Origin of the sequence: Serratia sp. BNK-23 (genome assembly GCF_047456145.1) — a bacterium.
GTDB lineage: Bacteria > Pseudomonadota > Gammaproteobacteria > Enterobacterales > Enterobacteriaceae > Serratia > Serratia nematodiphila.
The window spans coordinates 1986721-2010045 of record NZ_CP179900.1 but is presented as its reverse complement, the minus strand read 5'-3'; the positions used below and the strand labels follow the sequence as shown (position 1 = coordinate 2010045).

16 protein-coding genes are annotated in these 23325 nt (G+C 57.3%); all 16 read right to left on the bottom strand.

The genetic code is table 11. The features are described 5' to 3' along the window. Positions 1 to 2: 2 nt before the first annotated feature. On the bottom strand, positions 3 to 725 hold the full coding sequence (gene narJ, locus ACMGF9_RS09450; protein ID WP_021504018.1) for a nitrate reductase molybdenum cofactor assembly chaperone: 723 nt from the start codon (positions 723 to 725) through the stop codon (positions 3 to 5). Next, positions 722 to 2266, bottom strand: coding sequence for a nitrate reductase subunit beta (gene narH / locus ACMGF9_RS09445; RefSeq protein WP_015378192.1), 1545 nt, complete (start codon positions 2264 to 2266; stop codon positions 722 to 724). The genes narJ and narH overlap by 4 nt, the downstream gene beginning before the upstream one ends. Next, complete coding sequence (locus tag ACMGF9_RS09440) at positions 2263 to 6024, bottom strand: nitrate reductase subunit alpha (protein ID WP_015378193.1); 3762 nt, start codon at positions 6022 to 6024, stop codon at positions 2263 to 2265. Before ACMGF9_RS09440 ends, narH begins: the two co-directional genes overlap by 4 nt. 455 nt (positions 6025 to 6479) lie before the next feature. After that, complete coding sequence (locus ACMGF9_RS09435) at positions 6480 to 8339, bottom strand: carbohydrate-binding protein (RefSeq protein WP_041922253.1); 1860 nt, start codon at positions 8337 to 8339, stop codon at positions 6480 to 6482. An 11-nt stretch (positions 8340 to 8350) separates the two neighbouring features. Beyond that, positions 8351 to 9094 (bottom strand): glycosyltransferase family 2 protein, encoded by a 744-nt coding sequence (locus ACMGF9_RS09430; RefSeq protein ID WP_015378195.1) that lies wholly within the window; start codon positions 9092 to 9094, stop codon positions 8351 to 8353. 7 nt (positions 9095 to 9101) lie between these two features. Next, positions 9102 to 10157: a glycosyltransferase family 4 protein gene (locus ACMGF9_RS09425; protein ID WP_118891949.1), complete on the bottom strand. Its 1056-nt coding sequence runs from the start codon at positions 10155 to 10157 to the stop codon at positions 9102 to 9104. 1 nt (position 10158) lies between these two features. Beyond that, positions 10159 to 11064, bottom strand: coding sequence for a glycosyltransferase family 2 protein (locus ACMGF9_RS09420; RefSeq protein ID WP_004934661.1), 906 nt, complete (start codon positions 11062 to 11064; stop codon positions 10159 to 10161). A gap of 3 nt (positions 11065 to 11067) precedes the next feature. Continuing rightward, a complete protein-coding gene (locus ACMGF9_RS09415; protein ID WP_015378197.1) occupies positions 11068 to 12222 on the bottom strand; it encodes a hypothetical protein in 1155 nt (384 codons plus the stop codon). A 6-nt stretch (positions 12223 to 12228) separates the two neighbouring features. Beyond that, positions 12229 to 13077, bottom strand: coding sequence for an ATP-grasp fold amidoligase family protein (locus ACMGF9_RS09410; RefSeq protein WP_015378198.1), 849 nt, complete (start codon positions 13075 to 13077; stop codon positions 12229 to 12231). Then, positions 13058 to 14356: a flippase gene (locus ACMGF9_RS09405; RefSeq protein ID WP_044031032.1), complete on the bottom strand. Its 1299-nt coding sequence runs from the start codon at positions 14354 to 14356 to the stop codon at positions 13058 to 13060. Before ACMGF9_RS09405 ends, ACMGF9_RS09410 begins: the two co-directional genes overlap by 20 nt. 4 nt (positions 14357 to 14360) lie before the next feature. Then, entirely contained in the window at positions 14361 to 16541 is a 2181-nt protein-coding gene (locus ACMGF9_RS09400) for a polysaccharide biosynthesis tyrosine autokinase (protein ID WP_118891948.1), read from the bottom strand. Between the two features lie 27 nt (positions 16542 to 16568). Beyond that, positions 16569 to 17702, bottom strand: a complete 1134-nt coding sequence (locus ACMGF9_RS09395) for a polysaccharide export protein (protein WP_031299728.1) — start codon at positions 17700 to 17702, stop codon at positions 16569 to 16571. A gap of 45 nt (positions 17703 to 17747) precedes the next feature. Then, positions 17748 to 18797, bottom strand: coding sequence for a UDP-N-acetylglucosamine--undecaprenyl-phosphate N-acetylglucosaminephosphotransferase (gene wecA / locus ACMGF9_RS09390; RefSeq protein WP_004934672.1), 1050 nt, complete (start codon positions 18795 to 18797; stop codon positions 17748 to 17750). 173 nt (positions 18798 to 18970) lie between these two features. Then, complete coding sequence (locus tag ACMGF9_RS09385; RefSeq protein WP_118891947.1) at positions 18971 to 19933, bottom strand: NAD-dependent epimerase/dehydratase family protein; 963 nt, start codon at positions 19931 to 19933, stop codon at positions 18971 to 18973. Between the two features lie 179 nt (positions 19934 to 20112). Continuing rightward, positions 20113 to 21012 (bottom strand): winged helix-turn-helix domain-containing protein, encoded by a 900-nt coding sequence (locus ACMGF9_RS09380; protein WP_041922254.1) that lies wholly within the window; start codon positions 21010 to 21012, stop codon positions 20113 to 20115. Positions 21013 to 21783: 771 nt separating this feature from the next. Then, on the bottom strand, positions 21784 to 23178 hold the full coding sequence (locus tag ACMGF9_RS09375; protein ID WP_015378205.1) for a NarK family nitrate/nitrite MFS transporter: 1395 nt from the start codon (positions 23176 to 23178) through the stop codon (positions 21784 to 21786). Between the last annotated feature and the right edge of the window lie 147 nt (positions 23179 to 23325).

Genomic DNA, 23325 nt, shown 5'->3' with positions numbered 1-23325 from the left:
GATTAGCGTCCTTTGGTTCCGGTTAACGCATCCGTCAGGTCCAGATACTGTGGCGCCACCGCGCCGGCGAAGCGCCGCTGGTGCGCCGTCTGCTGGGCGGAGGCGCAGCCCTGTTCGCCGAGAAACTTGACCTGCTCCTCTTCCCACACCGCATCCAGCGCCTGCGGCGTATCGTCGCGCGCCTCTTGCGCCACCTGCGTCTCCAGAGCCTGCGCCTGTACCTCGCTGCCGGACAACGCCAGCAGCAAATCGAACAGCACCGCATACGGGCTTTCACGCTGCTGCAAGCGCGCGCCCAGCAGCGCCAGGATCGGCGCGATGTCCTGCAGCCCTTCGCGCGCCTGCGCCGCGCTGCGGCTGGCCAAATACTCCAGGTACAGCGGCAGGAAATCCGGCAGCTCGCGGCTGTCGATCTCCAGCCCGGCGGCGCGGTACTGCGCCATCAGGTCAACCATCGCCTGGCCGCGATCGCGCGATTCGCCGTGCACGTGTTCAAACAGCAGCAGCGAAGTGGCGCGGCCGCGATCGAACAGTTCGCAATAATCGGCCTGCGCGTCCAGCAACGGGCGCGCACACAGGCGGCGGATAAACAGAATCAGCTGCGCGCTGTGGCGCAGATCCAGCTCGCTGGCCGGCTCCAATGCTTCGATCAGCGCCTGCTGATGGTCAAACAGCGCCTGCTCCGGGTAATCCAGCAGGCGGGCGATCACTTTCAGGCTGATCATGAGGCGTCCTCCGGCCGCGCGGTTTTCGCGGTCACGTCGATGGCGTCAATGCGGCGGCTGTTGAACAGGTTGAACTTGCCGTCGCTGCCGTGGCAACCGTCGCCGAAGCTGAAGCCGCAGCCTTTGCTTTCCGGGAAGGCTTCACGCGCCAGCTCGCGGTGGCTCGACGGCACCACGAAGCGATCTTCATAGTTGGCGATCGCCAGGTAGCGATACATTTCCTGCGCCTGCGCTTCGCTTAACCCAACCTGCTCCAGCGCGCTGGTGTCGACCACGCCGTCGACGGTTTCCGCCCGTTTGTAATGGCGCATCGCCAGCATGCGCTTCAGCGCCAACAGCACAGGTTCGGTATCGCCGGCGGTCAGCAGGTTCGCCAGATACTGCACCGGGATGCGCAGGCTCTCGACGTCCGGCAATACGCCGCTGTGCGCCAGTTCGCCGGCATCGGCGGCGGACTGAATCGGCGACAATGGCGGCACGTACCACACCATCGGCAGCGTGCGGTATTCCGGATGCAGCGGCAGCGCCAGCTTCCAGTCCATCGCCATTTTGTACACCGGCGACTGCTGAGCGGCTTCAATGACGCCCTGCGGCACGCCGTCCGCCAGCGCCTGGGCAATCACCTTCGGATCATGCGGATCGAGGAAGATATCGAGCTGGCTCTGGTACAGATCCTTGTCGCTCTCCACCGCCGCCGCCTGCTCGATGCGATCGGCGTCGTACAGCAGCACGCCGAGGTAGCGAATGCGGCCGACGCAGGTTTCCGAACACACCGTCGGCTGCCCGGCTTCGATGCGCGGGTAGCAGAAGATGCACTTCTCGGACTTGCCGCTCTTCCAGTTGAAGTAGATTTTCTTGTACGGGCAGCCGGTCAGGCACATGCGCCAGCCGCGGCACTTGTCCTGGTCGATCAGAACAATGCCGTCTTCGCCGCGCTTGTAGATCGCCCCGCTCGGGCAGGTGGCGACGCAGGCCGGGTTGAGGCAGTGCTCGCACAGGCGCGGCAGGTACATCATGAAGGTGTTTTCGAACTGGCCGTACATCGCCTTCTGCAGGTTGTCGAAATTTTTATCCTGCGAGCGTTTTTCGAATTCCCCGCCGAGGATCTCCTCCCAGTTCGGGCCGCTTTCGATCTTGTTCATGCGCTGGCCGGTGATCAGCGAGCGCGGGCGCGCCACCGGCTGGTGCTTGCCCTGTTTGGCGGTGTGCAGATGCTGATAGTCGTAATCGAACGGCTCGTAGTAGTCGTCCAGCGCCGGCACGTCCGGGTTGGCGAAGATTTTCGCCAGCACGCCGACGCGGCTGCCCATGCGCGGCTCCAGCTTGCCGTTGATTTTACGGATCCAACCGCCCTTCCACTTCTCCTGATCTTCCCAGGCGTGCGGATAGCCGACGCCGGGTTTGCTTTCCACGTTGTTGAACCAGGCGTATTCCATGCCTTCGCGGCTGGTCCAGACGTTCTTGCAGGTGACCGAACAGGTGTGGCAACCGATGCACTTGTCCAGATTCAGCACCATGCCGACTTGCGAACGAATTTTCATTTGTGGTTCTCCTGCTGACTGCCCTGCGCGTAGTCGTTGCCTTCATCGTCCAACCAATCAATACGGTTCATCTTGCGCACCACCACGAACTCGTCGCGGTTGGAGCCGACGGTGCCGTAGTAGTTGAAGCCGTAGGCCAGCTGCGCATAGCCGCCGATCATGTGGGTCGGCTTCGGACAGGCGCGGGTCACCGAGTTGTGGATGCCGCCGCGTTGGCTGGTGATCTCCGAGCCCGGCAGATTCACGATGCGCTCCTGTGCGTGGTACATCATGGTCATGCCGGCCGGGATACGCTGGCTGACCACCGCGCGCGCCGTCAGCGCGCCGTTGGCGTTGAAGGCCTCGATCCAGTCGTTGTCCGCGATGCCCAGATCTTTGGCGTCGTCTTCGCTCAGCCAGACGATCGGCCCGCCGCGCGACAGCGTCAGCATCAGCAGGTTGTCGCTGTAGGTGGAGTGGATACCCCACTTCTGGTGCGGCGTCAGGAAGTTCAGCGCCTTCTCCTTGTTGCCGTTCGGCTTGCTGTTGAGCAGCGGCTGGGCGGCGCGGGTGTCGATCGGCGGCCTGTACGCCAGCAGGCTTTCGCCGAAGGCGCGCATCCACTCGTGGTCCTGATACAGCTGCTGGCGGCCGCTGAGGGTGCGCCACGGGATCAGCTCGTGCACGTTGGTGTAGCAGGCGTTATAGGAGACATGTTCGTCTTCCAGGCCGGACCAGGTTGGGCTGGAGATGATTTTGCGCGGCTGCGCCTGAATGTCGCGGAAGCGAATTTTCTCGTCTTCCTTGTTCAGCGCCAGATGTCGGTGATCGCGGCCGGTGACGTTGCTCAGGGCTTCCCAGGCTTTCACCGCCACCTGGCCGTTGGTTTCCGGCGCCAGCGACAGGATCACTTCCGCCGCGTCTATCGCGCTCTCGATCTTCGGCCGCCCCGCCGCCGGGCCGTCGGCCTTGACGTAGTTCAGCTGCTTGAGGAAATCGACCTCGGTCTGGGTGTTCCAGCTGATGCCCTTGCCGCCGTTGCCCAGTTTGTCCATCAACGGCCCCAGGGAGGTAAAACGCTCGTAGGTGGCCGGATAATCGCGCTCCACCGCGATGATGTGCGGCGCGGTTTTGCCGGGGATCAGTTCGCACTCGCCTTTCTTCCAGTCCTGCACGCCGTAAGGCTGCGCCAGCTCGGCGGCGGAGTCGTGCTGAATAGGCAAGGTCACCACGTCGGTTTCCTGGCCCAGATGGCCGACGCACACCTCGGAGAAGGCTTTGGCGATGCCCTTGTAGATTTCCCAGTCGCTCTTCGAATCCCAGGCCGGATCGACCGCCGCCGACAGCGGATGAATGAACGGGTGCATGTCGGAGGTGTTCATGTCGTCTTTTTCGTACCAGGTGGCGGTCGGCAGCACCACGTCGGAATACAGGCAGGTGCTCGACATGCGGAAATCGAGCGTCACCACCAGATCCAGCTTGCCTTCGCCGCCCTGCTCGCGCCATTCCACTTCCTGCGGCTTCACGCCGCCCTGCTGGCCGAGATCTTTCCCCTGGATGCCGTTCTCGGTGCCCAACAGGTATTTGAGCATGTATTCATGACCCTTGCCGGAAGAGCCCAGCAGGTTGGAGCGCCAGACGAACAGGTTGCGCGGGAAGTTCTGCGGATTGTCCGGCTGCTCGGCGGCAAAGCCCAGCGCGCCGCTCTTCAGGCTGTCGACGGTGAACTCGACCGGCGATTGGCCGGCGGCGCGGGCCTGCTCCGCCAGGCGCAACGGGTTAGCGCCCAGCTGCGGCGCCGACGGCAGCCAGCCCATGCGCTCGGCGCGCACGTTGAAGTCGATCAGGCTGCCGCCGAAGCGCGATTTGTCCGCCAGCGGCGACAGCAGCTCATCGGCGCCGACGGTTTCATAGCGCCATTGGCTGGAATGGTTGTAGAAGAACGAGGTGCTGTTCATGTGGCGCGGCGGGCGTTGCCAGTCGAGGCCGAACGCCAGCGGCAGCCAGCCGGTTTGCGGCCGCAGTTTTTCCTGGCCGACGTAGTGCGCCCAGCCGCCGCCGCTCTGGCCGACGCAACCGCAGAAGATCAGCATATTGATCAGGCCGCGGTAGGTCATGTCCATGTGATACCAGTGGTTGACGCCGGCGCCGACGATGATCATCGAACGGCCGTGGGTCTTCTCGGCGTTTTGCGCGAATTCGCGGGCAATGCGGATGATGTTATGGCGCGACACGCCGGTGATCTGCTCGGCCCAGGCCGGGCTGTAAGCCTTGACCTCGTCATAGTCGGCGGCGCAGTTGGCGTCGCCCAACCCGCGCTCCAGGCCGTAGTTAGCCAGCGTCAGATCGTACACGCTGGTCACCAGCGCTTCGCTGCCGTCCGCCAACTGCAGGCGTTTCACCGGCAGTTTGTGCAGCAGGATCTCGTCCAGCGCCACGCTGTTGAAATGCTCGCTGTCGGCGCCGCCGAAGTACGGGAAACCCACCTCGGCAACGTCGTCATGCATGCCCAACAGGCTGAGTTGCAGCTCGACTTCCTGTTGCGACTTGCCTTCGCGCTGCTCCAGGTTCCACTTGCCCTTCTCGCCCCAGCGGAAGCCGATGGAGCCCTGCGGCGCCACCAGCTCGCCGCTGCGGCTGTCGATAGCGACGGTTTTCCATTCGGGGTTGTTTTCCTGGCCCAGCCCGTCCACCAGATCGGCGGCGCGCAACAGGCGGCCGGCGGCGTAGTGGCCGCCTTCACGCGGCTCGAGCAGCACCAGCATCGGCATGTCGGTATAGCGACGCACATAGTCGCGGAAGTAGCCAACTTCGCGATCGAGATGGAACTCTTTCAGCATCACGTGGCCCATCGCCAGCGCCATCGCGCTGTCGGTGCCCTGCTTCGGATTCAGCCAGTGGTCGCACAGCTTGGCGACTTCGGCATAGTCCGGCGTCACCGCCACGGTTTTGGTGCCCTTGTAGCGCACTTCGGTAAAGAAGTGGGCGTCCGGGGTGCGCGTTTGCGGCACGTTGGAGCCCCAGGCGATAATGTAAGAAGAGTTATACCAGTCGGCGGACTCCGGCACGTCGGTCTGCTCGCCCCAGGTCATCGGCGAAGCCGGCGGCAAATCGCAATACCAGTCGTAGAAGCTCAGGCAGGCGCCGCCGATCAGCGACAGGTAGCGGGCGCCGGCGGCGTAGGACACCATCGACATCGCCGGGATCGGCGAGAAGCCGATAATGCGGTCCGGGCCGAAGGTTTTGGCGGTGTAGACGTTGGCGGCGGCGATCAGTTCATTGACCTCCTGCCAGCTGGAGCGGACGAAACCGCCGCGGCCGCGCGCCACCTTGTAGCTCTTGGCTTTTTCCGCATCGCCGACGATAGAGCCCCAGGCTTCGACCGGATCGCTGTGCTGCGCTTTCGCTTCGCGCCACAGCTTGAGCAGGCGCTTGCGCATCAGCGGGTATTTCAGCCGGTTGGCGCTGTACAGGTACCAGGAGTAGCTGGCGCCTCGCGGGCAGCCGCGCGGTTCATGGTTGGGCAGATCGGGGCGGGTGCGCGGATAGTCGGTTTGCTGGGTTTCCCAGGTCACCAGACCATTCTTCACGTAGATCTTCCAACTGCAGGAACCGGTGCAGTTCACGCCGTGGGTGGAACGCACCACTTTGTCGTGCTGCCAACGGCTGCGGTAGCCGTCTTCCCAGTCGCGGTTGGTGTTCAAGGTCTGGCCGTGATCGCCAGAAAAAGGCTCCGCCAACTGCTTGAAATAGCGGAAACGGTCTAAAAATTTGCTCATCCGGAATGCTCCTGAAGGCTCTTGTCGTTATAAGAAGACATGCTCAATCTGCCGCCAGCCTACTGACGGCCAAGAGGCGGCAAATTGATTGCGATCAAGAGAAAGCGGGAGGCACCGCGCGCGTCGGCTGAGAAATACCACCAAAGTATAGGTGTGAAAGATTAAGTTAACTGATTGAATTAAAACGAGTAAAACAGAATATAGAGATAAAGGTGGGCAGGAGGGAGGCAAGGCGGGGTATTTGGGGGTAGGACGCGGGAGAAACCTCCCGCGTCAGACTGTTGACAAAGGGGAAAAAAGCGTGGTTTTTCCCCCTTTGTGGTGAGCGGCCGAAAATCAATAAATTGATTTTCCTTGTTTTTTATTTGGTGCTCTCTGCCAACCCGGCAAGGGTATAAGGTTTGTCATCAATCTCACGCGGGAGAAACCTCCCGCGTGATGCTAACTCGATGCTTTCAGCGTTGGAGCCACAGCGTCGCGGTGCCCACTGCGGGCAACGCCAGCGCGATCTCCGCACCCGCGCCCTGCTGCCGCCAGCCCGCCGGAAGGCGCAAGCGGGTGCTTCCCTCCCGATAGTAAGGATTGGCTACCAGCAGCAAGGCGCGATCGCCCAGAATAAACATCCGCGCCGGCATTTGCGGGTCGCTTCCCGCCAGCGGCGTCGATTTTCCCGTCAGCAGATAAGGGGTGAAGGCGGCGATTTGCTGCGACACGGCAGCCACACCACGCCAGGTGGCGTCAAACTCCCGTTGGTCGAAGCGGCCGGTTTTGCGTTTGTAAAACAGATCGGTATAAGAATAAAACAGCAGCCCCTTGGCGCCGCCGATCAGCGCCTGCCAGGCCTGATTGCGGATTTCCGCCTCTGACGGCGGATGTGGCTTGCGGCGGGCGTCATAAGCGGCGTGATCCATGATTTGCATCACCACCCAGGCTCCGCGTGCCTGGCGGGCGGCCTGCACCGTCAGTGCGGTATAACGCGTGGTGCGCGTCAGATCGCTATCGTTCCCCACCGGATAAGGGTCGGTCGCCAAAATGTCGCTGCTGTTGAAGTGAGCGTCCAACTCCCCGGTTTTGTTCAGCACCTGGAAAGTCGGATGATCGCCGTCAAGTCGCTTTATTTGCAGGTTTTTTTCCTCGATTTTATCGAGATATTCCGGCCCCAGCTCATCGTTGATGTACCAGGCAAGCAGGTTGGGCTGAGAGCGCAAACGCTGCACGTACCAGGCAGTCAGCGCCGCGTAGTCGCCACCGCGGACGGCCGGCGCGAAGCGGCTGCCGCGGTACTGATCTTTGACGGAGTAAATGACCAACAGCCCGCGCTTGCGTGCGTTGCGGAAAAAGGCGTATGGATCTTTCTTTTCCCCGTAATCATAGTTCAGCACCGTGTTGAATCCCGCCGAGGCGATGCGCGCCAAATGCTCATCGGTAGCCACGTTGGCGTAAATGCCCAACGGGAAAAGCCGTTGACCGTCGCGCAGGGTAAAACCTTCGCTGTCGATCGCCACTTTGGCCGCAGGCTGCCCGACGCGAAAAGACAGCTCGCTGCCCTGAGCCTGGCGGGATTGTGGACCGGTAACCTGCTGACGCAGGCGGTATTCACCCTGGGCCAGGCCGGCCGGCGGTTGGTATTCGATACGGCGTTGTCCCTCAACCTGATAACGGTCGCGGCTACTGTGAACAACCTGCCCCTCGGCATTGAGCAATTCGCTGTCGACCTGCAAATGCTGCGGCTGCGAAGTGACGACCAGCGTGTCAACCTTCCCCTGCGCCGACGCGCCGAGCTGATATAACGCCGGCATAGACGCTCGAGCACAGGCATAGGCGTCGTCAAACCAGGCGGTACCGGTGCTCCCCTTACGCAGATAAACGCCAAAAGTGATTCGCGCCGCCTGCGGCGGCACGGTATAGCTGGCGTTCACCTGCCGCCAGCCGCTGTCGCCGGTTACCCCAGCCGGATAGCTGCCTTCCAGAAAGCGCCCCTGCGCATCAAAGCTCTGCAGATAAACCCCAGCGCCGCCGTCGCGGCTTTGCCCGCGTACGCCGCGAGTCTTGAGCCAGACGCCGAAATCTATCGTCTGTCCGGGCACAACCTGCAGCGCCTGGTTGAAGGTACGGTATTGCGCTACATCTGCATTGTCATAACGCAGACTCCCCCTGCCACTGTGCGTATCGCCGTCGGCCTGCGCGCCCTGCGCTCGCCAGCCGCTGAGCCCCTGCTCAAAGCCGGGGTTGGTCAACAGATTGGGTTGGCAGTTCTGCGCCAGAGCCGCTGCGCCCCACAAGGCGCAACAGCCCAGAGCCGCCCGCCGATACATCCCCCTCATGGTCATTTCCTTTTCACCACGGCATTGAACAGATAGGTGGCGAACAAATAGCAGGATTTCTGGTACGACAGCCCCAAATGCTGACGGTAAATCCGCCATTGCCAGTCCGCAGCGCGGATTTTGTTGCCCGACAGCGAATGAGTAGACAATCGGTAACAGGCCAGCGGTTCGGGAATGCAGTAGGCCAGGCCGTTACGCGCCTTTTGCAGCACCGCCAGCCACATCAAATAGTCCTCATGCCCCACTTTTTGCTGATACACCTTACCGATGCGCTTCTGGTTATAGATGCCGGTGAGATTGCCGATCCAGTTGCTTTTCAACATGTCCTGATAGCCGATAAGCTCATCCGCACCACGGGTGTTTTTGATCAACTTCAGATCGTCTTCGAAGGTGTAATAATGGGAACACACCACGTCATAGCGGCGGGTTTGCAAAATGCTCGCCTGGCGCGACAGCTTGTTGGGGAGCCATACGTCATCACTGTCGCAGAAAGCGATATAATCCCCGCTCGCCGCCTCAATGCCGATGTTGCGCGTTTCCGCCACGCCCTGGTTATGCTCATTGCGTATATAGGTGAGGCGATCGTGGATAAACGGCCGCACCACCTCGGCGGTGTTGTCGGTGGACGCATCATCGATCACATACAGGTGATAGTCGGTAAATTGCTGGTTCAGCACACCAAGAATCGATTCTTTGATTGAGTTTGCCGCGTTGTAGGCGGGCATTATCACGGATATCTTTTCCATTCGGTCCTCACTCAATGAGCTGTTGCCACTGGGGATAAATACGTTCGGGAGAAAAACGGCGAGACTTATCAAGCGCAGCGACAGAAAAGCGCTCGCGCAGAGCCGGATCGCGCATCAGCTCGAGCACGCCTTCGCTGAAGGCGGCGGCATCGTCATCGGGCACCAGATAGCCGTTGACGCCGTTGTCTATCAGCTCGGCCGGGCCGGTCTTGCAGTCGTAGGCCACCAGCGGCAGGCCGAAACTCATGGCTTCGATCAGCACCATCGGCAACCCCTCATAGCGCGACGTCATCACGTACAAACTGGCCTGGCGATAATAGGCCGCCACGTCGGCGGTGGCCGGCAGCAGGCTCACCTGCTGCTCCAGCCCGGCGCCTTCAATCTGCCGCCGCAGTGCGTCGCGCTCAGGGCCGTCGCCAATAATCAACAGCCGCCAATCCGGCATCTGCGCCGCCACCCCTCGCCACAGCGTGATCAGACGATCGAAGCCTTTCTGATTGCTCAACCGCCCCACCGCCAGCGCCACCTTTTCCTGCAGCGCCGGCGTCGGCGCCTGTGCGCCGAACGGCGAAACGTTCTCGATCACCCGGCATTTCCCGGCGCCCACCCAGCGAGCGATGGCGTCGCTATCTTGCCGCGTCAGGAAAATCACGCGATCGCTCAAGCGGTAAACCAACAACTTCAACCATTTAAATACGCGCGGATACTGGTGAAAGCTGACGTGTTCGCTCAATAACAGCCGGCTGCGGGCACAGAACAAACGTAGAAAAGGCGTCATCACCACCGACAGTTTTCCCATGGAAACGGTAATGATCACATCCGCGCGTTCACGCCGCAGAGCCAACGCCAGCCGCCATGGCCAGAACAGCGAATCGCCGCCGCCACAGCGTAGCCGGACGTTGCTCGCCAGCGGAAAGAAGCTCCGTTCGCCACACAGCGAAAACACCGCCACCTCGTAATTCGGCAGACGCGCCAGCGCATTGGCCAAACCGCTGGCGACCCGTTCAGTGCCGCCCTTGCCCGCCATATTTTCGATGACGATGATTACCTTGCGTGCTTGCATATCATCTCCTGAATCCCTGGCGCACATTGCGCAACAGCCGGCCGCCAACCGAGAACAACCCCAGCCGCGTCAGACAATCGCCATACCATTTGATCATCTTGAACTTGCCGCTCAGGCTGTGCCGCACGATGCGCGACGAATAATAGTTGAACGCCTGGGCGTTTTCCGAATACAGCGAGGCCAGCAGGTGCTTGCAGGCGAATCCGCTGATATGGCGATCGCTGGGGCTGAGGAAGGTATTGATGAAGCGGTCGCTGGCCTCCAGATTAAGCTTCGCCGTCATGCGTCCGTAGCGCCCCACGTCGAGAAACACCCCGCCGCCGGCGTCATGCGCCACTTGCGCGCCCAAATTGGTGGCGTTGACCAGAAAGCCCCAATCCTGATGTTTGTTGAGAAACTCGGGAAATAAAAAGCGGCGATCGCTTTTTTTACGCATGCTGATGGTGGATGACCGAATATCACCCATTTCCAGAAAAAGAAAATCCTCACCGGAAGAACCGGATTTGTAGTGGAAATTGAAGTCGCGTACCGAATCACCACTCACCTCTGCATAATTACCGAAGATAATATCAATATGGCGATCTTCATGCTTCTTCATGCGGCGAATAATATAGTTGGTAGTGAAGTAATCATCCGAATCGAGAAAAAACACGATCTCCGATTGCGCTAAATTGGCGCCCAGGTTGCGCGATACCGCCGCATTGCTCTTTTGTTTTTTCTCATGCAGCATCACGTTGCTATTAGTCGCCGCTATCTGGCGAATATATTTGATATCATCCTCGTCAGAGCAATCATCAACCAAAATCACCTGATAGTCGAACCCTTGGCAAGCGTTGAAAATCCGCTTCAGAGTTTTAGGCAGGTAACGCGCACTATTATAAATAGGGATCACGATCGAGAAATCCATTTCTTAACCCTCCAACTTAGAATTTATCATTTCTTTTCCACGGCAAAGCAGCAATAACGACACGTTAAATACCGGGACCAAAAAATAGGTTTCCGTAAAAGTTGTTAGCAGGAAAACCACCACCACCCAGCGCATGAATCGACTCAGCCTGCGCATATTCCCCAACAGGTGAAAATAACAAAAAAGCATGACAACAGAGGCTATCCCACCAGCCGAATAAAACATGGCGATGAAGAAAAAATCGACCGGCTTATAGGGTTCGATATTCATGCCGAACAGCGGATTGGGTAGCCCCACCGCCTGAAACATCTGCCAGGAGAACCAGATGCGCCCGGTCAACGCCTGGTTCAACAGCGCGTCCAATGCCGGATTGTTCCCCCAGCGTATAACGCTGGCGAACTGAAAGCCTATGATAGCCAACGTCAGCGCAATGCAGACTTTTCTATTGGGGGTAAAACGCAGCAGCGGCGCCAGCCAAAACAGCAACAACATCAACAGCGCCAACATAAAACAGGTGCGGGAATAGGAATACATCAGCACCGGGATAATTAACGCCGACACCCCCAGTGAGGCGATATTTTTCATTCCACGCGTTAATTTTGCATGGTCGATCAGGCACAGCAGCATGGCGAACAAGGCAAAAGAATAATACGCCAAGGTGTTCGGGTTATCGAAACCCAGCGTTAATCTGTTGCCATAGCGCTCATCAAGATAAACAAATCCCTCGGTGTAAAAGGTATAGGGGATAACCATCAACAGCCCGGCAACCACAAAAGCGATAGCGAACATTTCAGCGCCGCGCACCATCTCGATGCGGCGGAATAAAATTATCACCGCCGAGCTGAATACCGCGCCAAAAAGGTAATCACCATGTCCGGTGGCGATATTAACCAGAAACAGCAGAACCAAAAAACCCGCAACCGCTTTTTCCGCCATCGTAGCGATGAAAAATGCATAGCCGACATAGAGCAACATCAGGGCATTAAGCCCCGTCACGGTTTTATTAATCAGCTCGCTGTTGAACGATCCCGAGGTCAGGAAAGTTTTCACGAAAAAGATCAACAGGAAGGTCAATATGATTGATTGATTGACCAAATCCCGCGACTGATTATAACCGACATTGGCATGCATGTGAAAATTGGAGGCGACTCTCTGCATAAGCGTTTACTCAGTAAAATAACTGCCCCATTCCTGCTCGATGTTTTCCGGCTTAAGCTTGCTTAACCCCGCACCAGGCGTAAACGTCAATTCACCGAAATAGACCTTCTCACCGACCTGGTAGAAATCCACGCGGACATAAGAGAACTGCTGCGCAACCTGGCGAGCCAAGCGCGTCATTTCTTCCAGCCGCGTAGGCCGCGGCATCGGTTCGTCGGCATTCGGCAAGCTGATGCGGATTTCGGTGCGGTTCCAGTCGATATCAAAAATGTCGCGCCGATGGGTGCCGAAACGCTGGTAATCCACCTGGATGAACATGCGAATTTCATGGTTGTCGTTGAAACAATGAAACTTGATATCGTTCGGCACCTGCTCACCATCCAGCAACATGCGTTCCACCATGATGCAGGGTTCGATGTCCAGATAATGCTTTTCGCGACTCTGCTCGTAAAAGTTGCTGCGCATCCACGAACTGCTGAGATCGTACAATTCCGCGTAGCTAACCTGTTGCTTGTCGAACACCAACCGGTTATAGCCGCTGCCATGGTTGGCCTTCAGCACGAAGGCGTCGGGCAACTGCCTGAACGTGTCGTAGCTGAGTTCCGTGCCATGCGCATACAGCTCTACCAGATACTCTTCGCCCCACAGGCCGGCAATAAATTCACGGACCTTGTATTTGTCCGACAAGGTGGTGTAGATGCTGCGCGGATAAATTTTGCGGCGCATGATCTTTTCGCTGAAGCCGGTCGGTTTTGACAGGTGCGGCAGTTTTTTGAAATAGAGCGCGTATTTAACCTGATGGTGCCAGGCATCGGGCAGGCGCTTGGAAATGCTTTTAACCAGGGTGTTTAACATGCTCTCTCCTTAATTTGCTGACAAGACGCGGCAGGCAGTAAAAACAGGTCAGCTGCAGTCGGGTAATTTTCCCGCCACGGAATAAACTGTTCAGAACGAAGAATGAAATGAATTCCGCCAGTAGCGTAGACACCGCAGCGCCGGTCAGGCCGTACCGCGGGATCAGCAGCAGATTCATCGCCACGTTCATCAGAGCCACCAACGGCATCTTGATGGCGATAAAGCGATAACCGGCGAACAGCACGATGCTGCGGTACGAAACCGTCCCCATCACTGAGAACAGCGAGGTCAGCGTACAAATAGCCAGGATGTCGGCGGCCGGTTGAAAAGCGGCGCCATACAGCAGCGCAATAGCCGGGTGGGCGAACCACCACAGCCCCAGCAGCACCGGCAACGACAGGCCCAATACCACCAGATACAGCACCCGGATGCGGTACTCCTGCTCCAACGGATCGCGACAGTTGGCAATACCCGGCATCAACGAGGTGATCAGTGCCATCGGCACAAAAACCCACCCCTGACTGAGGGTGGTAGCGGCGCTGAACCAGCCCACCGCCTGCTCGCCGACCAGATTGCCCAGCATGATTTGATCGATGCGGGTATAAATCACTATCGCCAGACTGGAGATGGCCAACGGCAGGCCCACTTTCAGCAAATAACGGCCATAGCGCCTGGCCTGGCGCGGCGTAACCCGCGGCGTGGCCGCAGCTTCCCCACGGAATAGCCAGAGGCGCGCCAGATAAGGTACGGCGCTGCTGAGGATGTAGGGTACCGCGAACCACACCAGCGGCAGCGCAACGCTCACCAGCGCCAGCCGCAGCCCGATCGACAGCAGCAGCGCCAGGTTGTTGATCAGCGTATTGCGTTTCGACTGCAGGCGGGCATCGTAATAAATTTTGTACACGTCCTGAATCGAGAAATAGGCGCTGATAAGCAGCAACAGCGTCATCAGTTGACTGGCTGGCGGCTGGCTGAAATAGCTCCATATCAGCATCGGCAGCGCCACCACCAGGAACAGCCGGCGGCGCAAACGCATCGAAGCCAACATCAGGCGAATGCCGCTCGGCTGGCGGCGGGCGACGCGGTTGAAAATGATGCTGTCGGCGCCCAGCTGCACCAGCGGCACCACGATGGCGATCGTCGCCAATAGATAGTTGAGAGCGCCAAACTGGGCGGGCCCCAGATAGCGCGCAACGTAAATGGAGACGAAGATGCCGGACAGGCTGAGCGAAACGCGTTCCAGCATCAGCCACAGGGCGTTGGTGATAATGGCCTTCACCCGCTTATTCCTCTGCCTGCCGGTGATCTTCCCGATGGCTTGGATAGGCGAAGTTGTAATAGCTCATGTCGGTCGCCGCCCTCTTCACGATGCCGTTGAGGATTACGCCTCTGATCGCCACGCCATTTTGTTCGAAACGGCGCATGCTGGTTTCGATCTGCTTGACGGTGTTCACCTCAAAACGCACCACCAACAGTGACGTACCGGCGTGATTGCCGACGATGGCCGCGTCCGTCACCGCCAGAATCGGCGGCGTATCAATCAGCACCAGATCGTAGTTTTGCCCGGCCCAGCGCAGGAAATCGGCGAAACGGCGATGCATCAGCAGCTCGGACGGGTTCGGCGGCACCTGGCCACGCGGTACGAAATCCAGATTGGCAATGGCGGTTTTCCGCACCGCCTGTTCCGTCGTCACTTTGCCCACCAGCATGTCGGACAGCCCTTGATGAGCGTCGTCCGATAGCCAACGATGCAAAAATCCTTTACGCATATCCGCGTCGATCAACAGCACCCGCTGCCCGGCCTGCGCCACCACCACCGCCAGGTTGGTGCTGGTAAAACTCTTGCCGCTTTCCGGGCTGGCACCGGAGACCATCAAAATGTTGTTTTTGGCCTCCAGCATAGCGAAATGCAGGCTGGTGCGCAGGCTGCGAATGGCCTCCACCGACAGATCCGCCGGCTCGTCCACCGCCAGGATCGGCAGGCGACGACCGCCGGATTTGGGCAACAGCAGGCGTTGTTCGCGATTGCGTTTCGCCTGCCATGGCGACAGCGGCACGGTGGCGTAGACGTTGATGCCTCGCTTCTCCAGCGTATCGATATCATTGATGCCGCGATGGAAGGCCGTGCGCAGCAGCACCACGGCCGCAGTGCCTGCAGCGCCCAATATCAACGCCAACAACACGATGAGCATCTTTTGCGGCTGAATCGGTCGGATAGCGGTTTCCGCCTCGTCAACGATGCGAATATTGCCCACCGTGCCGGCCTTGCTGATGCTCAGCTCCTGCTGTTTGTTCATCAGTTGCATGTAAACCTGCTGATCCACCTGCACGTCGCGGGTGAGGCGCAGGATCTCCTGCTGCATTTTCGGCAGCGTCTGTACCTGTTTGCCGAGCCGCGCCTTTTCCGCCTCCAGCGTGGCGCGCTTTTCCATCAGCGCCCGGTAAGCCGGGTGCACGCGGGTATAAAGCTTGGAAATCTCCGCCTCTTTGAAGGTCAGCTCGTTGAGCTGGGCTTCGAGCTGTACCTGCGTGTCCAGCACCGACTTGGCTTCCAGCGACAGATCCACCGAGTCGTTTTGCTGGCGGAACTGGTTGAGCTGGGTTTCGGCGTTGTTGAGCGAGGTTTGCGTTTGCGGCAACTGCTCCTGCAGGAAGGCCAGCATCCGCTGCGCCTCTTCCGTTTTGCGATCCACGTTCTGCTGCAGGTAGTTATCGGTGATGTTCTTCAGCACCGCCTCGGCACGCTGCGGATCTTCGCTCGGCAGCGTAAACGTCATGATGCCGCTGTCTTTGCCGCTCGGCACTACGCCCAGGTATTTACGCAGATCGTCCACCGCTTCTTGACGCGCGACTTTAACCACGGTGAAACTGGTGCCCGGCGCCGCGTCCAGCGCCGAAACGGTCATGCCCCACTCGCCCTGCGCCACCGGTTGCCCAACCACGCCGCTGAACAATTTGGCGCCGTCATGGCTCAGCTCGTAATGTTGCCCATCGCGCACCGTCAGCGTCAGCGCTTCGCCCTGCATGTCCGCCGGCGTTGTCAGCGTGGCGATGTCCAATACCGGCGCCTTTTCACCGCTCAGTCGGGCAAAGCCTTTACCGAATACCGGGAAATAGTCCGGTTCGACGCGCACCGTCAGGCCGAGGGCATCCACCGTTTTGCCGAGCACGTAGCGCGACTTGACCAGCGTCACCTCATCCTGCGTCGCCGCATTTTGCCCCAGCGAACTGTCCAGCGTTTCACGCAGCAGCGAATCGCCGGACAGCTGATTCTCCACCTGCACCACCGCCGTGGCCTGGTACACCGGGGTAGCCAACAGGGCGTAGGCGACGCCCAGCGCACCGACCACGCCGGTCACGACGGCGATCCGCCAGCGGTTATCCCACAGCGGCCCTACCAGACGCTCCCACTCCAGCTTTTCATCTTGTTCGGCCACCATCACGGACAGCGCATTATTTTTCATCTTCTGTTCCTTATTCACCCTGCTGAGTTACCAGTTGCGCACGCGCAAGGTAGCCTCGCTGAGATCGTTAAAACTGCTGATGGTCGGCACCAGCTGGCTGATCAAACGGTTCCAGCGCGCGACCGGCGCCGCGGTGACGTACACGACGTCGTAAGGGTGCAGCTGAAATTCAGCGCCCATCGCCAGCGCGCTGGCGTCGGAGAGATCGAACTGATACAGCGTCGCCAGCCGCTGCGGGGGATTGCCGCCGCTCGGCCGGATCACGAACACCCCGGTCGCATCCGCCACCGTCTGGCTGATCCCTTCGGAAGATCCGAGGGCTTCGGTCAGGGTCATGCCGCTGCGATCCATCTTCAGCGTCGCTTGCTTGCCCACCTCGCCCATCACGAACACTTTCAAGTTGTCATTGCGCGGAATGTAGAGGATGTCGCCCGGCTGCAGCAGCTCGTTCTGGCTGATGTCGCCACGCTGCATCAGCGCCTGCAGCGAGATGGCCCGCTCTTTGCCCTGATGGGTCAGCACCACGTTGCGCCAGTCGGCATTGTCCGTCAGGCCGCCGGCGGCGTTGATCGCATCCAGAATGGTCAGCGGCACGTTGGTGATCGCCTGCTGACCGGAGGTTTTCACCTCACCGGTCACATAAGCCTTCTGCGAACGGAACGCGGCGATGCTGACATCCACCTGCGGGCTTTCCACATACTGCGCCAGACGGCCGGCGATCAGGCTGCGCACTTCGGTGACGGTTTTACCCACTACCGCCACGCGCCCGATATAGGGGTAAAAGATCGTGCCATCCGCATGCACCCAGTTACCGGTGTCGCTGGCGCTGCGATATTGCCCGGCCGGCGTGGTCAACTCGGGGTGATCCCAGACGGTGACGTTCAACACGTCGCCGACGCCGATACGGTATTGGTAGCTCTGCAACCGCTGATCCAGTGCCGGATTCGGCTGGGCGACCGGTTCAACGCGCCGCATTTTCTGCAGCAGCATCGGTGACATGCGATAAACCTGTACCTGGCTATTCAAATCGAAATCGTCGTCTTGTTGCACGACGATGGCTTTTCCGCTGGTCGATAAATGTGAGCCGGGAACCACCGTACAACCGCTCAACAACGCGGAGGTGAAGGCCAACGGCATCAAAAGAGGCAAATGAAAATTCATGGAAGTACCGTGATAAACGGGCTGCTGCCGCAGCCCGTGAGAGGATTAACGCCCGACGGTTGGATTATCGCTGAGCATCGTCGCCTGACGCGGTTCGCGCAACATGGCGAAATAACCGCAAAAACAGAACAGAAACGCCACCAGCATCAGGCTTTCCTGCAGTTGCAACACTTCACTGCAAATGCCGATGCAGGCCAGCGTCACCGCCAGCATGGTGCTCATCGCCAGTGCCTGACGCGCATTGAGCCCGCGACGCATCAGAATATGGTGCAAATGATCGCGGCCCGCTTTGAAGGGGCTTTGGCGGCGCAACAGGCGGCGCACCATCACGGTCACCATGTCCATCAGCGGAATGGCGATCAGCCACAGCGCGGTGACCGGGCGCATTACCGCCTGCTGCCCCTGCGTCGCCAGCAACACCAGCCACAGCACGCTGAAGCCGATCACCATGCTGCCGGCGTCCCCCATAAAGATTTTGTTACGCGCGCCGAACAGGCTCAGGTTGAACAGCAGATAAGCCGCCAGCGCGACGATCATGCCCAGGCACCACAGCGCCAGATCTTCCCGGCCACCCAGTCCGAACACGATGGCCAGCGCAACAAAGGTCACGCAGGACAAGGCGCCCAGTTGCCCGTCGATGCCATCCACCATGTTGTAGGCGTTGATCGCCCCCCATACCGCCAGCGGCGTGAGTAGCAACGCGCCATAACCGAGCATCACTTCCTGATGGCCCCAGGCATGGCCCAATGAGGAAAGCTGCATCCCTGCCGCCAGCATCATCGCCAGCGCGATCCCTCCCTGCACCATGACGCGCGGCGCCACGGGCAGATCAAAGCGGTCATCCAGTACGCCCAACACCACCAGCGCCGTGATGCACAGCAGGTAGACGGTGTTGTCGGGCAGCCAGGCGGGTTGCCACAGCGTCATCAGCATCAGTGTCAGGTAAACGGCGATGCCGCCGACCAACGGAATATGTCCCAGATGTTGCTTGCGCGCATTGGGCTTATCCACTAATCCCACCGTCAAGGCGACCCGGCGGGCAATAAGGATCCACGCGACCGCCAGCACAAATATCACGCTCAGTTGATATAACATCGTTCCTCCAGCGAATAAGCACGCTACCGCCCTTGAGTTACAGCTCCCAATGCGCTATTAACAAAAACAAAATTGATCCTGCCAGGATATAAGTCAGCATGAATTTATCCTGAAAAATACAGATTTATCCGCTTGTCGGCGGAATAATCAAATAACGTCAGCGTGCGATTAAGTTATCTATCAGAAAACTCATGTTTAATGGTTCTTTCGATTGCCGAATCAAGTTCAACAGGCGCCACGAAATTATTTTGCACATTACTTTTAAACTGCGTTCTGGCGCAGAATTTCTGTACTCTGACACGACTGATTGGGAATTTCTTTCGACTTATTTTACTCACAACATCCAATGCGGTTGCGCCGCATATGCCTACGGCATAAGGAATGCGAATCGTCTTATTTTCTCTCCCCAATGAAGAGGAAATTACGTCAACCAATTGATTCATCGTAAAGTCCGGTTTATCGACGTAGTTGCTGACCTGATAACTTGACTGTTGATCCAGTGCATATTCCAGCCGCGCGGCAATATTTTCAACGTAGGCCATCGACTTCATATTATTGCCGCTGCCAATCATCACGAAACGTCCGCTGGCGATCTGACGGAACAGGTTATACACGTTGCCACGGTTGCCTTCGCCGAATACCACCGTTGGGCGGATGATAGTCAACCGATTTTCCTCATCGGCCTTGCGCCAGGCTTCATAAACGTATTCCGCCTCGAGCTTGGATTTGCCGTAATGGTTGAAAGGCTCGAAACGTCCTTCTTCGCCGGTCTCCTGTTTGACGAAGCCGTAAACAGCGACCGAGGAGGTGAAAATGATTTGACGGATATTCAGGGCGGAGGCGGTCATGCAGACATGGCGCGCGCCTTCGACATTGACCTGATAATAGAGCGAAATAGGATCGACATTGTCCTGATGCTCCGCCGCCAGATTAATGATGGCGTCGCAGCCCGCCAGCGGTTTTTGCAAGGTCTGGGGTTGCGTCACATCGCCATACTGATAAAGGGATGGAAAATGTGCACTGGGTTGCTTATCGACGATGACCAATGTCAGATCATCGCGCTTACTGAGACGCTTAGCCAGGCGTGTTCCGATAAAACCGGAACCCCCGATAATAGCTACTTTACGCTTATCCATAATTTGTCACTCAGCAGGTTATCATTATTCCCGTCACCCGATTGGGACAGGACGCTAATACGCGTTAGGTAATGATTTCCAGACTGGACAAATCGAACCTGGCTTTCAAATAACAAATAATGAAATAAAAGATTTTATCAAATGTAAAATTATCGCTAAAGATAAAACCTCATTTAGCGTTAATTTTTAACATCGTAAGCAACTTGATATTGCAAGGTTTTATTCGGCAATATAAGATTAATCCGACCTTTGCCCGGCGTCGAAGAGGTCTCATATTTTACCGGCAGTTTCAGATGACCTTGCTTAGGATCGACACATTCGATGGTGGCTTGATCCATGTTCTCTCCCTGATACAGACAGACCAGCGTTTGCGGGCTGTTGGTATGGGGGTTATTCAGCGTCAGCGTCAACACCACGCGCGTGTTGTTCTGAATATCATTGATCACCGGGGGGCGGGTTTGGTTGCCGAGCACATATGAAAAATGTGAAATAACCAGCAAAGAGGCGAGTAGCGTCAGGTATTTCACTACACTGCTGGCGGGCATGCTGAAAAAGCGACGCGCCGCCGCCGACTTTTTTTCACGCGCCGGTTCTTTGGATGACTCCACCGTTGCCACAGGCGCAGCAACCAGCGTCGATTTATGCGGCTTATCTATTTTTTCATCGTTTGTTTCAGACGACTCACTTTCACTTTCAGAAAGTTCCGCTTGAATATCAACGCCAATATCTTCACCGCCATTTAATATATCATCATCAGCGTAGTCTTCATCCTCGGATATAAAGTGAAAAGCCGCTTGATTTTCCACCTTGTAACCCAAACGAGGAATGGTTCTGATAAGCGTGTGTTCCGTGTCGCTAATTTTTTGGCGAATAGATTTAATTGTTTGATTTATCGTTGAATCTGAACAATAGGTTCCTTTCCAGATATTTTCTATAATTTCCGTTCGGGTAACCAGTTCTGGCGATCTGGCGACAAGCAGCGAAAGAATTTGATACTCCTTCCAACGCAGACGAAGTTTCTCCCCGGCAGGAGTCAAAACATCGAGATTCCTAATCTTTATTCTTTTATCAAGATTCACTTTTAATTTCCTTAGCGTGCCTGTCCTGCACACTTTGTATAGAAATATCAAAAAATGTTCAAGAAATTAAATGTAAACTCAACAGGTTGCATTCATCGGATATTGGCCTTTATAAAAATTTTCTGATTTCATTTTTTACATTAGGCCATATTAAGGATGTTCCGTTTATCCAAATGACTCTTTTTCCCTGTTGGCAACATGGATTTCTTTCATGGTTACCGTAAAATTCAAATGAACACCCCATTGATTTAAAAAGAAAAAACTAACCATACTGTTCGATTGTTAACCAAATGAAATTGTGAAATTTCATTCTTATCCGTGAATTCATGGTGTTTTCCCACCTAATCTGATTGTCAGATAGACTACAAAAAGCCGAAAAAAACAGAATGAGAGTTGTCTGATTTAACCCCGTTACACATTCCGCTCGGTGTATGCTGCATCTAAGACAAAATCCTATTACTGATTTTATAACAATCGCACTAATTATGCTTTGCCCTCCCGGAAATTTCATTTAATCTGCGAAAAGACATTAACGCCTTAATGTAAGAATACTCTCAATAAAACGAAAAAAACGTGCAAATAATATAATCCGTTTTGGCGAAAACATTCTCACATTGAGAGATAGTGCTATAAAAAAAGAAAAAAACGGCAAGCGAAGATGAGAATTTTACCTAAAGACAGAAAATTTCACTGAGGAGGTGAGGAGAGATGACTCGGAATGAGAAAAATATCCCTCCCCTGGCGGGAGGGATTGAGAAAGCAGTTTGATCCTCAGGCCTTTTTCTTGCGGCCATACACCGCCCAGGTGATGACCACACACAAGATATAGAACACCAGGAATACTTTCATTGCCCCCGCCGGTGAGCCGGTCAGCGCCAGCGAGGTACCGAATGCCTGGGGAATAAAGAAGCCGCCTGCGGCACCGATCGCCGAGATAAAGCCCAATGCGGCGGCGGAGTCCGTCACCGCTTCACGCTGTGCGCTCTCGTCACTGCCGCCGGCCGCTTTCACGCGATCGACAGTGATTTTACGGAAAATGACGGCGATCATTTGGAAAGTCGACCCGCTGCCCAGCCCCGCCGTGAGGAACAGCACCATAAAGATGCCGTAGAAGGCGATGAACGAACCACCCTCGCCCGCCGTCGGCAAGGTCAGGAACAACAGCGCGGCGAACACGGCCATCACCACAAAGTTGATCAACGTCACCCGCACGCCGCCGAAACGGTCAGACAGCGCGCCGCCGACCGGCCGCGCCAGCGCCCCGAGGAACGGCCCGAAGAAAGCGTAATGCAGGATCACGACCTCCGGAAATTGCGTCTTCGACAGCATGGCGAAACCGGCGGAGAAACCGATGAAAGAACCGAAGGTCGCGAGGTACAACAAACTCAGCATCCACAAATGCCCACGTTTGAGCACTGGCAGTTGCTGGCGCAGCGATGCCTTGGCCGCCGCCAGATCGTTCATGCCGAACCAGGCCGCCAAGGTGGCAACCAGCAGGAACGGTACCCAGATCCAGGCGGCGTTTTCCAGCCATAACAGCCCCCCTTCTGCCTGATCTTGCGCCGTGCCGCCAAACAGACCAAACAGGCTGAAAGAGATCGCCAGCGGCGCGACCAGTTGCATGACGCTGACTCCCAGATTCCCCAACCCGCCGTTGAGACCCAACGCGCCGCCCTGACGCGCTTTCGGGAAGAAGAAGCTGATATTGGCCATGCTGGAGGCAAAGTTGGCGCCCGCAAAACCGCACAGCAGGGAAATGATGACGAACACGCTGTACGGCGTGCTGCTGTCCTGCACCGCGAATCCCAGCCACAAGCACGGCACCAGCAGGAAGCAGGTGCTGATAGCGGTCCAGCGACGGCCGCCAAACAGCGGGATCACGAAGGAATACGGCACGCGTAAAATAGCGCCCGAGACCGACGGCAGCGCTGTCAACAGGAACAGTTGATCGGTGGAAAAGTTGAAGCCAACCTTGTTCAGGTTGACCGCCACGGCGCTGAACAGCATCCAGACGCAGAAGGCCAGCAGCAGACAGGGAATGGAAATCCACAGGTTGCGGGTGGCGATGCGATGGCCGCGCTGCAGCCAAAAGGCGCTGTCTTCAGGATGCCAATCCTGAATCAGCGCACCGGTTTTCTTTGATGAAGGCGTTGCAAGTTGCGACATAAAAACCTCAGACACGGGGGATTATTCCGACACCCTAGGGGGCGGCCCCGGCGGCAAAGTTGATGTATATCAACCCGAATGCAAGTAGTTGGCGGCACAAATAGCGCCTTCATCCCCTTAGGGGTACGTTCCGGATAAAAATTAAAT

What these genes read in the sequence shown, in the direction of transcription:
- narJ (WP_021504018.1), bottom strand. Translation starts at nt 725, where the DNA reads ATGATCAGCCTGAAAGTGATCGCCCGCCTGCTGGATTACCCGGAGCAG.
- narH (WP_015378192.1), bottom strand. Translation starts at nt 2,266, where the DNA reads ATGAAAATTCGTTCGCAAGTCGGCATGGTGCTGAATCTGGACAAGTGC.
- ACMGF9_RS09440 (WP_015378193.1), bottom strand. Translation starts at nt 6,024, where the DNA reads ATGAGCAAATTTTTAGACCGTTTCCGCTATTTCAAGCAGTTGGCGGAG.
- ACMGF9_RS09435 (WP_041922253.1), bottom strand. Translation starts at nt 8,339, where the DNA reads ATGTATCGGCGGGCGGCTCTGGGCTGTTGCGCCTTGTGGGGCGCAGCG.
- ACMGF9_RS09430 (WP_015378195.1), bottom strand. Translation starts at nt 9,094, where the DNA reads ATGGAAAAGATATCCGTGATAATGCCCGCCTACAACGCGGCAAACTCA.
- ACMGF9_RS09425 (WP_118891949.1), bottom strand. Translation starts at nt 10,157, where the DNA reads ATGCAAGCACGCAAGGTAATCATCGTCATCGAAAATATGGCGGGCAAG.
- ACMGF9_RS09420 (WP_004934661.1), bottom strand. Translation starts at nt 11,064, where the DNA reads ATGGATTTCTCGATCGTGATCCCTATTTATAATAGTGCGCGTTACCTG.
- ACMGF9_RS09415 (WP_015378197.1), bottom strand. Translation starts at nt 12,222, where the DNA reads ATGCAGAGAGTCGCCTCCAATTTTCACATGCATGCCAATGTCGGTTAT.
- ACMGF9_RS09410 (WP_015378198.1), bottom strand. Translation starts at nt 13,077, where the DNA reads ATGTTAAACACCCTGGTTAAAAGCATTTCCAAGCGCCTGCCCGATGCC.
- ACMGF9_RS09400 (WP_118891948.1), bottom strand. Translation starts at nt 16,541, where the DNA reads ATGAAAAATAATGCGCTGTCCGTGATGGTGGCCGAACAAGATGAAAAG.
- ACMGF9_RS09395 (WP_031299728.1), bottom strand. Translation starts at nt 17,702, where the DNA reads ATGAATTTTCATTTGCCTCTTTTGATGCCGTTGGCCTTCACCTCCGCG.
- wecA (WP_004934672.1), bottom strand. Translation starts at nt 18,797, where the DNA reads ATGTTATATCAACTGAGCGTGATATTTGTGCTGGCGGTCGCGTGGATC.
- ACMGF9_RS09385 (WP_118891947.1), bottom strand. Translation starts at nt 19,933, where the DNA reads ATGGATAAGCGTAAAGTAGCTATTATCGGGGGTTCCGGTTTTATCGGA.
- ACMGF9_RS09375 (WP_015378205.1), bottom strand. Translation starts at nt 23,178, where the DNA reads ATGTCGCAACTTGCAACGCCTTCATCAAAGAAAACCGGTGCGCTGATT.